This is a genomic window from Methylomonas methanica (assembly GCF_001644035.1).
GTDB classification, from domain to species: Bacteria; Pseudomonadota; Gammaproteobacteria; order Methylococcales; family Methylomonadaceae; genus Methylomonas; species Methylomonas methanica_A.
Window position 1 is genome coordinate 61,484 of sequence record NZ_LUUG01000059.1, and the last position, 11,007, is coordinate 72,490.

The window sequence follows — 11,007 nt, forward strand, 5'->3', positions numbered from 1 at the left end:
GTTAGTAATGGGGCGGACGCTCGTCGACCGCCCCGACCTGACGATCATCCAGCGCCAGACTCTTGATCTTGTCGTGCAGCAACTTACAGGTTTCTTCCAGCTTACCGATTTGCTTTTGCTGATCCGCCACCACCTGATTCAATGCCTGAATCAAATCCTCCTGATACGCTTGTTTGATCTCCAATTCGATGAATCTGTGTTCGCTCATGGCCTCGCCCGAAAATCTGTAAATTTGCCATTCTAATCGAAAATCTCGACAGTTTTGCCCCATGCACTCGCACAGCTTCTATAAACTCGCTATCATTGATAAGTCATCAACTTAGCGAGGATGCAACCATGACAACTATTGCAGATCCGGTCATAGGCCGTTGGTATAAAGACCTGGAAAGTAATCTCACCTTCAAGGTGGTAGCAATCGAAGGTAACGACGAATCGGTGGAAGTGCAGTTCGCCAACGGCGATTTAGGCGAGTACGACAACGAATCCTGGTACGGTTCCACTATCGATTACATAGAAGACCCGGAAGACTGGAGCGCGCCCTTCGACGACCTGGAAGCCGACGATCTGGGCTACACCGATCCGGACCGCCATGCCCGCCCGGACGCGGAAGATTTGGACATTAGCGATTTGTTGGATTGAGATAATTTATGAGAATGACCCCGCAACAATTTCTGGACTGGGAATCCAAGAGCATCACCCTGCTGGCCATGTCCGGCGCCGGCAAAACCACTCTCTCGGCCAAATTACCCAGGGATAAATGGTTTCATTACTCCGGCGATTACCGTATTGGCACCAAATACCTGGAAGAACCGATTCTGGACAACATCAAGCAGCAAGCCATGGGTGTGCCGTTTTTGCGCGACTTGCTCAAATCCGACTCCATCTACATTTGCAGCAATATCACCGTGGAAAACCTGGCGCCGGTGTCCAGCTTTCTGGGCAAAATCGGCGACCCGGCCAAGGGTGGGTTGTCGCAAGCCGAATTCAAACGCCGCCAAGCCTTGCATCATCAGGCCGAAATCGCAGCGATGAACGATGTGCCCGACTTTATCCACAAAGCCGAAGACATTTACGGTTACAAGCATTTCATTAACGATGCCGGCGGCAGTGTTTGCGAACTGGACTGCCCGGAAGTACTGGAAAACCTGGCCAAACACACCCTGATCGTCTACATCAAAATTCCGCCAGCCTTGGAACAGACCATCATAGACCGCGCCAAGCAAGACCCGAAGCCTTTGTATTACCGGCCGGAATTCGTCGATGAAAAACTGACACAATTCATGGCTGAGCGAGCTTACGGCTCTACCGATCAAATTCCACCGGACGAATTCGTCAGCTGGGTATTTCCGGAATTGTTCAAAGCCAGGGTACCGCGCTACGAAGCGATTGCCGCGCAGTACGGCTACACCATCAGCGCCGACGAAACCGCCAAAGTTAATAATGAAGACGACTTTATCCGTCTGATTGCCGAGGCGATTGCCCGGCAACAATCCTGAGACCGTTCTTGTAATGCCGCTAGTTGCCCATACCGCTTTACCCACTTTTCAGCGTCTGCATGAAGAAGGCGAAGAAATTCTCAGCCCGGACCGCGCCAGCCATCAATCGATCAGAGAATTGCACATCGGCTTGCTGAATATCATGCCGGATGCCGCGTTGGAAGCCACCGAACGCCAATTTTTCCGGCTGGTCGGCGCCTGCAACCAGATCGCGCAGTTCCATGTGCATCCGTTCACGATAGAAGGCCTGGAAAGAAGTCCGCAAGCCCGGGAACATATTCACAAGTACTACGAATCCTTTGCGCAAATTAAGCAGGATGGCCTGGACGCCCTGATAATCAGTGGCGCCAATGTCACTCACGACCATTTGCAGGATGAGGACTTTTGGCGGCCTTTGACCGAAGTGTTTGAATGGGCCACGCAAAACGTCACCTCAGTACTCTGCTCTTGCCTGGCCACCCACGCCTTTATTCAGCATTGTTACGGTGTGGAGCGCACTCGCCTGCCTGCCAAGCGCTGGGGTGTGTTCTCGCACAAGGTTATCGACAGACAACATCCCCTGGTCGCGGAAATCAATACCCGCTTCGACGTGCCGCATTCGCGCTTCAACGAAGTATTTCAGCGCGACATGGAGAAACACGGCTTGCAGGTATTGGTAGCCAGCGAGATCGCCGGCGTGCATCTGGCCGTCAGTCCGGACGGCTTTCGCGTTGTCTTCTTCCAAGGCCATCCGGAATACGACGACATCAGTCTGCTAAAGGAATACAAGCGCGAAGTGCTTAGGTTTTACAATAGCGAGCGCGACGATTATCCGCCCTACCCAGAGCACTATTTTGATAGCGAAGTGCAACGCCTGCTAGCCGACTATGCGGAGCATGTTAAAGCCGCCAAACGCGATGGCAGAACGCTTGAAGCCATGCCCGAAAACCAGATCATCGAGCACCTGGACATCACCTGGCGAGATTCGGCCAAAGCAGTGTTTAATAACTGGCTGGGGAAGGTTTATCAGATTACCAACGAAGACCGCCGGCTGCCGTTCATGGACGACATCGATCCTGATAATCCACTGGATTTGTAATGCATCAAGGCTTTCTGAACCAAGCAATCACGATAGCCTGCGACAACATAGCCAATGGCGGCGGGCCGTTCGGCGCGATTGTGGTCAGAGACGGCGAAATAATTGCCGCTAGCGGGAATCGGGTCACGCCGGATCTGGACCCGACCGCTCACGCCGAAATTGTGGCGATTCGACTGGCGTGCCAGAAACTAGGCGATTTCCAATTAAACGATTGCACACTCTACACGAGTTGCGAGCCTTGCCCAATGTGCCTGGGAGCCATCTATTGGGCAAGACTGCAAGCCGTTTATTACGCTTGCGACCGTTTCGACGCCGCTAAAGCCGGGTTCGACGACGGTTTTATTTATACCGAAATCGACAGACCCGCTCAGCAACGCCGGATCGTCATGCAGCAACTCCCGCTCGACTCGGCCAATCGCCCCTTCCAATTGTGGCGGATCAAAACAGATAAGACTTGCTATTGAGCAGCAGCCGGCTGTTCCGCTGGTTTAGCGGCTTCCTCGCCTTTGATTTTTAGCAACCAGCCATCCTGTCCCAGACAACCGCTCTCCAACTTGCTTTCCGCTGATTTGGCGGTAACGTGAATACGGGCAAAACCCGGAGTCAGTTGCGGCAATTTGGCGGTCACTAAATAGTAGGTCTTTTTATCCACCACATTGACTTTCATTTTTTCGCCACGCGCTTCTGCAGTCACGGTCAAAGGATCGGCGTTATGGGAAACATGAAAAGCAACATCCCCCCCCGCATCAATCTCGGATTTTTGCTCGGGTGCAAAATCCCGGAATTTCGGCCTTTTACACTCTTTCAACCTTTCTTCTTCATCCGGCGACAAAGCCAGCGCCGCACTTGAAAAAACCATGGCACCTAGTAATAGCGCGCTTCTCCAGCGATTTGACGATTTCATGACTGCCCTCTTGTTGTTATTGTAATGTTGGAAACGCCGGTCAATGCGGCGCATCCTTAAAATACCAGCACTTTGAACTTTAATCAGTTTTCTTGCTTTGTTCAATATTTGCGCCTTTTACCCACCAAACCTGCGGTTTTAAACTTCTACCCAATCGCCGCCGAGAACATGTAAAATCGCCGCCTTTCCCTTTTTCATTCACAGACATGACGAATTTCAGAGGCACCACCATTCTTTCCGTCAGACGCGGCGACAAAGTCGTGATCGGCGGCGATGGCCAAGTCACCCTGGGCAACACCGTGATGAAGGGCAATGCCCGTAAAGTCAGACGCTTGTATCATGACAAAGTTATCGCTGGCTTTGCTGGCGCCACCGCCGACGCCTTTACTTTATTTGAGCATTTTGAAGGCAAACTGGAAAAGCACCGGGGCAACCTGACCCGCGCCGCAGTGGAAATGGCCAAAGACTGGCGCACCGACAGAGCCTTGCGTAAATTGGAAGCCTTACTGATCATCGCCGATAGCAAAACCTCGCTGGTGATTTCCGGCACCGGCGACGTGATCGAGCCGGAATACGACTTTATTGCCATCGGTTCCGGCGGCGCGTTTGCGCAAAGCGCGGCCCGCGCCCTGCTGGAAAATACCGAACTCAGCGCCCGCGAAATTGTCGAGAAGTCACTTAGCATTGCCGCCGATATTTGCATCTACACCAATCATAATCTGCGCATCGAAGAATTAGACGCCGAACCACAACCGGCACAAGAGTAAAACCATGAGTCAAATGACCCCCCGAGAAATCGTCAGCGAACTGGACAAACACATCATCGGCCAAGCCGCCGCCAAACGGTCCGTAGCGATAGCCTTGCGTAACCGTTGGCGCCGCAGCCAGGTGGCCGCCGAACTGCGCGACGAAATCACCCCGAAAAACATATTAATGATAGGCCCCACCGGCGTCGGTAAAACCGAAATCGCCCGCCGTCTGGCCCGCTTGGCCAATGCGCCGTTTATCAAAATAGAAGCCACCAAATTTACCGAAGTGGGTTACGTCGGCCGCGATGTAGAATCGATTATTCGCGATTTGATCGACAGCGCCGTGAAAACTACCCGCATCTCGGCGATGGAACGCGTGCAAAACCGCGCCGCCGATGCCGCCGAAGAAAAGGTGCTGGACATTTTGCTACCGCGCGCCGAAGGTGGCATGCTCTCGGAAACCGAGGAGTCGACGCGGCAGAAAATGCGCAAAAAACTGCGCGAAGGCGACTTGGACGACAAGGAAATTCAAATCGACGTCAGCGCGCCGGCAGTGGGCGTAGAAATCATGGCGCCACCGGGTATGGAAGAAATGACCAGCCAGTTGCAAGGTATGTTTCAAAATCTGGGCAGCGGCCGCACTAAAACCCGCAAATTAAAAATCAAGGATGCCTTGAAACAGTTACAGGAAGAAGAAGCCGGCAAACTGGTCAACGAAGAAGAAATCAAACAAACCGCGCTGGAAGCGGTCGAGCAGCACGGCATCGTGTTTCTGGACGAGATCGACAAAATCTGCAAACGCTCGGAAATGGGCGGCGGCGAAGTGTCCCGCGAAGGCGTGCAGCGTGATTTGTTGCCGCTGGTGGAAGGCAGCACCGTCACCACCAAATATGGCATGATCAAGACCGATCATATTTTGTTCATTGCCTCCGGCGCGTTTCATTTAACCAAGCCTTCGGACTTGATCCCGGAGTTGCAAGGCCGCTTCCCGATTCGGGTGGAATTGAATGCCTTGAGTGCGGACGACTTTGTGCGTATTCTGACCGAGCCCGACGCGTCGCTGACCGAGCAATATCAGGCCCTGCTGAAAACCGAGGGTGTCGATGTGCAATTCAGTGCCGACGGCATCAAACGCATCGCCGAACTGGGCTGGCAAGTCAACGAAAAAACCGAAAACATCGGCGCCCGCAGATTGCACACCATTCTGGAAAAGTTGCTGGAAGACATTTCCTTCGACGCTCCGGATCTGGTCGAAAAGTCCATTAATATAGACGCCGCCTACGTGGATGCGCATCTGATGGAACTCGCCGACGACGAAGACCTTAGCCGTTACATCCTATAAAATGCGTGTAAAAATCACCCCCACTCATCGAGTACCAACCGAAATCAAGCTGCACAAGGTATCGGCGATCCTGGAAATTCATTTCGACGACGAGAGCATTTACGAGCTGCCCAGCGAATATCTGCGCGTGTTTACTCAGTCGGCTGAAGCAGTTGGGCATGGCCCCGGCCAGGAAACCCTGCAAATCGGCAAGGAAGACGTGACGATTACCGACATCCAGCCGGTGGGCAATTACGCCATCAAACTGGTGTTCAGCGACGGTCACGACACCGGTATTTATAGCTGGGACTTGCTGTACAAGCTGGGTTCGGATTTCCCGCTGCTGTGGTCGAATTATCTCGAAGAACTCAAAGCCGCCGGCCTTAGCCGCCGCTCGCCACTTCACAATTAAAGGTCATCATGACAAACGACAATACTACCCATTTTGGTTTCAAACAGGTTCCCAAACAGGAAAAAGTGGCGCTGGTGCGCGGCGTGTTCGACTCAGTTGCCAGCCAGTACGATGTGATGAACGACTTGATGTCCATGGGTATCCATCGCATCTGGAAACGGGTAGCGGTGCAACTGGCCAACGTTCGGGAAGGCGACAGTGTGCTCGATTTGGCCGGCGGCACCGGCGACTTGACCAAGCTGTACGAAAAACGCGTGGGCAAATCCGGCCAAGTGGTCTTGGCGGACATCAACGCCGCGATGCTGCGAACCGGCCGCGATCGTTTGATCGATCACGGTTTGAGCGGCAACATTCGTTACGCCCAAGTCAATGCCGAATGCCTGCCGTTTGCCGATAACACTTTCGATTGCGTCACCATCGGCTTTGGCTTGCGCAACGTCACCGACAAAGACGCAGCCTTGCGGTCCATGTACCGGGTGTTGAAACCGGGCGGCCGCGTCATCGTGCTGGAGTTTTCGCATCCCATCGACCCGATCACCGAGAAAGTCTACGACTTTTATTCTTTCAATCTGCTGCCGAAAATCGGGGCGATTGTGGCTAAAGACGAAGAAAGCTACCGCTATCTGGCCGAATCCATCCGCATGCACCCGAAACAGGACGAGCTAAAACAAATGATGGAAAATGCCGGTCTGGAACGTTGCGAGTATTTCAACATGACGCAAGGTATTGTTGCCGTGCACAGGGGTTATAAATTTTAAGCGTCCTGCTCGCCGATCTGAAAACAGGTATAGCCCATGGCTCTGAAACAATCTCAGCATTACATCAGCGAAGCCGAATATTTGCAGGGCGAGATGATCAGTGACGTAAAGCACGAGCTGATTGACGGCGAAGCTTACGCGATGGCCGGTGCCAGCCGTAACCATAATTTATTGGTTGGCAATACTGTGCGAATATTCGGCAATCATTTGCAAGACGACCCCTGCGCCACCTTTTCCTCCGATTTAAAAATCAAGGCTGCGGCTAATTTTTTTTATCCCGATGTTATGGTAATTTGCGCCGACGAAAACGGTGACGAGTACTACACCGAAAAGCCGACCATTATCGTCGAAGTGCTGTCCAAGGCCACCCGGCGCATGGACAAAACCACCAAACTCGCGGCCTACAAAACCTTGCCCAGCCTGCAAGAATATGTGCTGATCGAACAGGATTTTGTCGATGTCGAAATCTTACGCCGCTCGACTCACTGGCTATCGGAACATTACTTCCTCGGCGACAGCCTCACCCTGGAATCAATAGATCTAAGCGTGACAGTCAGCGATTTATACCAACGCGTTAATAACGAAGACATGCAAGAGTTCCTGCAACAACAGCAAGCGCAGGCACAGTAATGTCGAGCAGTGTTAAGTCATTATTCCTCGCCAGCCTCGAAACCGCTCTGAATCGATATCTGACACTAGACGAGCACATCGAGCAATATCTGGCACCGATGGCCGGCAAAGTCATAGAACTGCGTATCGACACTTTTAGCAGCAGCCTGTATTTCTGCCCTTCCGCGCAAGGCATACAAATTCTGGAAAGCTATCCGGGCGTGGTCGATGCCACACTGAGCGGTTCGCTTTCAGCGTTGGGTTTGATGGGTTTAAGCGCCACACCGATGCGTTCCTTGTTCAAAGGCGAAGTGCGCATCGAAGGCGACACTCAGCTGGCGCGCCGTCTGCAACGCCTGTTCGAAAAACTGGACATCAACCTGGAAAGCAAAATCGCCCGCTACACCGGCGACGCCTTTGCTCAGCGCCTGGCTAAGCTGTTTCGCGGCAGCCGCGACTGGACGCAACATAGCCTGACGACCTGTCGCTTAAACCTGGAAGAATTCCTGCAAGAAGAAACCCGCGAGTTGCCTGCCAAATCGGAAGCCGAGTTATTTTTCCGAGAAATCGACACTTGCCGTAGTGATTGCGACCGCCTCAGCGCCCGCCTCGACCGCCTGGAAGCCTCGATCCACCCCACATCCGCGCCTCAATAACAAGGACCAGCAACGTGATTCGCCCGAAAATTCTGATGCGCCTCATCCACATCAACTGGGTGATGATGTTCCATGGCTTGGATGAAATTGTTTTAAAAACCCATTTATTTCGCCCCATTCGTTATATCGCGTTTTTGTCGCCGAATTATTGGACCAGCAAAGCCCGCGAACCCCGCGGTGCGCGTATCCGCAAAACCCTGGAAGACCTGGGGCCGATCTACGTTAAATTCGGCCAGACCCTGTCGACTCGTAAGGACTTGCTACCCGAAGACATCGCGGAAGAACTGGTCAAACTGCAGGATAAAGTACCGCCGTTTTCCGCGGAAACCGCCCGCAAAATCATCGAACAACAGCTGGGGCAATCGATAGAAGAGGCCTTTGCCGAATTCGATCCGCAACCCTTGGCCTCGGCGTCGGTCGCGCAAGTACATACCGCGACCTTGAACAGCGGCGAAAAAGTGATTGTTAAAGTGCTGCGCCCGGAAATCGAAGACAAAATCCATTCCGATGTCGGCTTGCTGTACGAATTGGCGCGCCTGGCCGAACGCTTCTGGAGCGATGCCCGCCGACTAAGGGCGATGGAAATCGTCGCCGAGTTCGAAAAGACCATACTCGACGAACTGGATCTGGTGCGGGAAGCGTCCAACGCCAGCGCCATCCGCGCTAATTTCAAAAACTCCGAGATGCTCTATATCCCGGAAATCCACTGGCCGCTGACCCGCCGCAAAGTGCTGGTGATGGAACGCATCTACGGTATCCCGGTCGGTGACATCGAGGCATTGCGGGCCGGCAATGCCGACTTCAAAAAACTGGCTGAGCGCGGCGTGGAGATTTTCTTCACCCAAGTCTTCCGCGACAATTTTTTCCATGCAGACATGCATCCGGGCAATATTTTCGTGCAATTGCCGGACAAATATCTGGCGGTGGATTTTGGCATCGTCGGCAGCCTGTCGAGCACCGACCAACGCTATCTGGCCGAAAATTTCCTGGCGTTTTTTAATCACGATTACCGCCGAGTGGCGCAAATGCATATCGAATCCGGCTGGGTGCCTGCTTCGACGAGGGTGGAAGAATTCGAAGCCGCGATCCGTAGCGTTTGCGAGCCGATTTTCGAGAAGCCCTTAAAAGACATTTCTTTCGGTTTGCTGCTGTTGCGGCTGTTTCAGACCGCGCGTCGCTTCGACATGGTGGTGCAGCCGCAATTGGTGCTATTGCAAAAAACCTTGCTGAATATCGAAGGCTTGGGCCGCCAGCTCTATCCTGATCTGGATTTATGGCAAACCGCCAAACCCTTCCTGGAAAACTGGTTCAAAGAGCGCGTCGGGCCGGCCAAAAAGATCAAAGAACTGTTCGCCAAATTCCCGGAAATCAGCGAACAAATTCCCGAAGTACCCGGCATGATATTCCAAGCCCTGCAAAGCGGTGCGCACATGGAGCAACAGTTGCGGCAGCAGCAAAAAGACATGCTGGAGCTACGTAAACAACTGAAGCGCAATAATACCCGCACTTTGCGGGCTATTCTCAGTGCGGCGGTGTTGATTGCGGTGGCGATAGTGTTGCATTCGCCTTTGATGGGGGGGTGATTGGATGGTTTTTCCTATGGCAATATCTGATTGGTAATTCGCACAGACTGCGACGATAGGCATAATGCAATACACCTTCTAGAACAGAGATTTATTGAGACAACGTATGATTATTGGTAGATATACGGTTAACTATCTAATTTCTTGTTAGGCACCAGGAGTGGGCGTCTCGATTCGATGAGCCATTTATCACCCGTACAGAAGCAGCTGATTCATAGCTTTCCCCGCCCTAAAAGCGACGAGGAGGAAAGCGCTACTCTTGATCGCGCGTTAAACATCCTTGCGTTGATTCGAGACATAGGTCTTGTCTTGGCTCCCGAAGCACTAGAGTGGAATCTACAGCAGCTTGTGCCAGGCCAGGGACCACTCCGCATTCTTCAACGCAGGCTGTGTCTGACGGAACTTTCTGCTGAAGAACTTCCGGGTCACAGCAAAGTTTTCGGCCCGCTCGCGCTTTCTTTTGATAATGCAAAACTCCGAGACGCTGGAGCTATGCCAGTCGTCTACATACCGCAGGGTCTTTCTACTCCTCTTAGTCTGATCGGCACATTTTGTGTAAACGGCACTCACCACACCAAGTACGTGCTTGAGCAACTCCAACAACTGAAGAGTCTAAGCAATCCGCAGGGTGCCACCCAGGCTTTAAGCGGACCCGTAGCCCCCGACTACACACTCAACTTGCAGAATATGGATGCCGCGGGGCAGGTCGTCGCTTCACATACGGTCCCAGCAAGTCATGTACAGCACATGCTTCAACATGTCGGGTTTAACAATATTCCTTTCGACCACAGCATTGGTATTCTTGCTGTTTTTCTGAATATGTTTTGCCCGACAGACAATCTGCATCTCAATGAGCCACTCGGCTACTATCGGCAAAGGGAGTGGCGTCTTATCGCTGGCGATATGCGCATCAACGGTCGCCCGTTAGGTCGCGCACTGTCAGGCGAAGAAAAGCAACGTCTGGTTGCTATTGATCCCATCTTCTGGAATCGAACACTTGATATAGACGGCACTTCTTTCCGAAGGAAAGACTTGGCGTTTGTCTACGATCCAGCGCCCGGATGGCGGTCGCTCGACCTAATACAGGCCATCCATGCTCCGGAAAACGCGGTCGCGCGCGTTAAGCAAGTCGTCGGTGACAAAGTGCCAGTCCACAAAGTGATGTCATAACATGGCGGAGCTAGCGCCCAACAAAACCATTCACCGGACGCGCCAACGGCAAGCGTCGGTGATGGTTGTCGTTATGCGCGCAGCCCCCAGCCGTGTAGGGTGGGCACGGTTTTTGTACCCACGCGGTCAATAGGCTTTCGTGTTTGGTGTCGCTAACGCAACAACTGATTTTAATGTCGGTTTCACGAAAAACGTCCTTGTTTTTCGCCCTGCGGGTGCTCCGCATGCAAATCGGCTATCCTGCCGATTTGTCGGCCCGACAGCCGAGATA

The 11,007-nt window shown here is 52.8% G+C and carries 14 protein-coding genes; 12 read left to right on the forward strand and 2 right to left on the reverse strand.

Annotation, left to right across the window (positions count from 1 at the left end; genetic code table 11):
- Position 1 precedes the first annotated feature (1 nt).
- On the reverse strand, positions 2-208 hold the full coding sequence (locus A1332_RS08515; RefSeq protein ID WP_064008070.1) for a SlyX family protein: 207 nt from the start codon (positions 206-208) through the stop codon (positions 2-4).
- A gap of 128 nt (positions 209-336) precedes the next feature.
- Here A1332_RS08515 and A1332_RS08520 point away from each other — a divergent pair, with 128 nt between their 5' ends.
- Genes A1332_RS08520 through A1332_RS08535 form a run of 4 tightly spaced genes read left to right on the forward strand, consistent with a single transcriptional unit; the run spans position 337 to position 3,038 of the window.
- Positions 337-639 (forward strand): DUF6763 family protein, encoded by a 303-nt coding sequence (locus A1332_RS08520; RefSeq protein ID WP_064008071.1) that lies wholly within the window; start codon positions 337-339, stop codon positions 637-639.
- 8 nt (positions 640-647) lie between these two features.
- Complete coding sequence (locus A1332_RS08525; protein WP_064008072.1) at positions 648-1,496, forward strand: hypothetical protein; 849 nt, start codon at positions 648-650, stop codon at positions 1,494-1,496.
- Between the two features lie 13 nt (positions 1,497-1,509).
- Positions 1,510-2,574 carry a homoserine O-succinyltransferase MetA gene (gene metA, locus A1332_RS08530; RefSeq protein ID WP_064008073.1) on the forward strand — a complete coding sequence of 355 codons (1,065 nt, stop codon included), beginning with the start codon at positions 1,510-1,512 and terminating at the stop codon, positions 2,572-2,574.
- The gene (locus A1332_RS08535) at positions 2,574-3,038 is read left to right on the forward strand and encodes a nucleoside deaminase (RefSeq protein ID WP_064008074.1); all 465 of its coding nucleotides are present in this window, start codon (positions 2,574-2,576) and stop codon (positions 3,036-3,038) included. Before metA ends, A1332_RS08535 begins: the two co-directional genes overlap by 1 nt.
- Here A1332_RS08535 and A1332_RS08540 read toward each other — a convergent pair.
- Entirely contained in the window at positions 3,032-3,583 is a 552-nt protein-coding gene (locus A1332_RS08540; RefSeq protein ID WP_157203972.1) for a hypothetical protein, read from the reverse strand. The two genes, A1332_RS08535 and A1332_RS08540, sit on opposite strands and share 7 nt — an antisense overlap.
- Before the next feature lie 101 nt (positions 3,584-3,684).
- Here A1332_RS08540 and hslV point away from each other — a divergent pair, with 101 nt between their 5' ends.
- The 8 genes from hslV to A1332_RS08580 all read left to right on the forward strand — a co-directional run bounded on the left by hslV (position 3,685) and on the right by A1332_RS08580 (position 10,736).
- Positions 3,685-4,245 carry an ATP-dependent protease subunit HslV gene (gene hslV, locus A1332_RS08545; protein ID WP_064008076.1) on the forward strand — a complete coding sequence of 187 codons (561 nt, stop codon included), beginning with the start codon at positions 3,685-3,687 and terminating at the stop codon, positions 4,243-4,245.
- Positions 4,246-4,249: 4 nt separating this feature from the next.
- Positions 4,250-5,569 (forward strand): ATP-dependent protease ATPase subunit HslU, encoded by a 1,320-nt coding sequence (gene hslU / locus A1332_RS08550; RefSeq protein ID WP_064008077.1) that lies wholly within the window; start codon positions 4,250-4,252, stop codon positions 5,567-5,569.
- 1 nt (position 5,570) lies between these two features.
- A complete protein-coding gene (locus A1332_RS08555) occupies positions 5,571-5,960 on the forward strand; it encodes a gamma-butyrobetaine hydroxylase-like domain-containing protein (protein ID WP_064008078.1) in 390 nt (129 codons plus the stop codon).
- 8 nt (positions 5,961-5,968) lie between these two features.
- Complete coding sequence (gene ubiE, locus A1332_RS08560; RefSeq protein ID WP_064008079.1) at positions 5,969-6,718, forward strand: bifunctional demethylmenaquinone methyltransferase/2-methoxy-6-polyprenyl-1,4-benzoquinol methylase UbiE; 750 nt, start codon at positions 5,969-5,971, stop codon at positions 6,716-6,718.
- 36 nt (positions 6,719-6,754) lie between these two features.
- Positions 6,755-7,348 (forward strand): Uma2 family endonuclease, encoded by a 594-nt coding sequence (locus A1332_RS08565; RefSeq protein ID WP_064008080.1) that lies wholly within the window; start codon positions 6,755-6,757, stop codon positions 7,346-7,348.
- Positions 7,348-7,983 (forward strand): ubiquinone biosynthesis accessory factor UbiJ, encoded by a 636-nt coding sequence (locus A1332_RS08570; RefSeq protein ID WP_064008081.1) that lies wholly within the window; start codon positions 7,348-7,350, stop codon positions 7,981-7,983. The genes A1332_RS08565 and A1332_RS08570 overlap by 1 nt, the downstream gene beginning before the upstream one ends.
- Before the next feature lie 14 nt (positions 7,984-7,997).
- Entirely contained in the window at positions 7,998-9,566 is a 1,569-nt protein-coding gene (gene ubiB, locus A1332_RS08575; protein WP_064008082.1) for a ubiquinone biosynthesis regulatory protein kinase UbiB, read from the forward strand.
- Positions 9,567-9,743: 177 nt separating this feature from the next.
- Positions 9,744-10,736: a hypothetical protein gene (locus tag A1332_RS08580; RefSeq protein WP_064008083.1), complete on the forward strand. Its 993-nt coding sequence runs from the start codon at positions 9,744-9,746 to the stop codon at positions 10,734-10,736.
- The last annotated feature ends 271 nt before the right edge of the window (positions 10,737-11,007 follow it).

What these genes read in the sequence shown, in the direction of transcription:
- A1332_RS08515 (WP_064008070.1), bottom strand. Translation starts at nt 208, where the DNA reads ATGAGCGAACACAGATTCATCGAATTGGAGATCAAACAAGCGTATCAG.
- A1332_RS08520 (WP_064008071.1), top strand. Translation starts at nt 337, where the DNA reads ATGACAACTATTGCAGATCCGGTCATAGGCCGTTGGTATAAAGACCTG.
- A1332_RS08525 (WP_064008072.1), top strand. Translation starts at nt 648, where the DNA reads ATGAGAATGACCCCGCAACAATTTCTGGACTGGGAATCCAAGAGCATC.
- metA (WP_064008073.1), top strand. Translation starts at nt 1,510, where the DNA reads ATGCCGCTAGTTGCCCATACCGCTTTACCCACTTTTCAGCGTCTGCAT.
- A1332_RS08535 (WP_064008074.1), top strand. Translation starts at nt 2,574, where the DNA reads ATGCATCAAGGCTTTCTGAACCAAGCAATCACGATAGCCTGCGACAAC.
- hslV (WP_064008076.1), top strand. Translation starts at nt 3,685, where the DNA reads ATGACGAATTTCAGAGGCACCACCATTCTTTCCGTCAGACGCGGCGAC.
- hslU (WP_064008077.1), top strand. Translation starts at nt 4,250, where the DNA reads ATGAGTCAAATGACCCCCCGAGAAATCGTCAGCGAACTGGACAAACAC.
- A1332_RS08555 (WP_064008078.1), top strand. Translation starts at nt 5,571, where the DNA reads ATGCGTGTAAAAATCACCCCCACTCATCGAGTACCAACCGAAATCAAG.
- ubiE (WP_064008079.1), top strand. Translation starts at nt 5,969, where the DNA reads ATGACAAACGACAATACTACCCATTTTGGTTTCAAACAGGTTCCCAAA.
- A1332_RS08565 (WP_064008080.1), top strand. Translation starts at nt 6,755, where the DNA reads ATGGCTCTGAAACAATCTCAGCATTACATCAGCGAAGCCGAATATTTG.
- A1332_RS08570 (WP_064008081.1), top strand. Translation starts at nt 7,348, where the DNA reads ATGTCGAGCAGTGTTAAGTCATTATTCCTCGCCAGCCTCGAAACCGCT.
- A1332_RS08580 (WP_064008083.1), top strand. Translation starts at nt 9,744, where the DNA reads ATGAGCCATTTATCACCCGTACAGAAGCAGCTGATTCATAGCTTTCCC.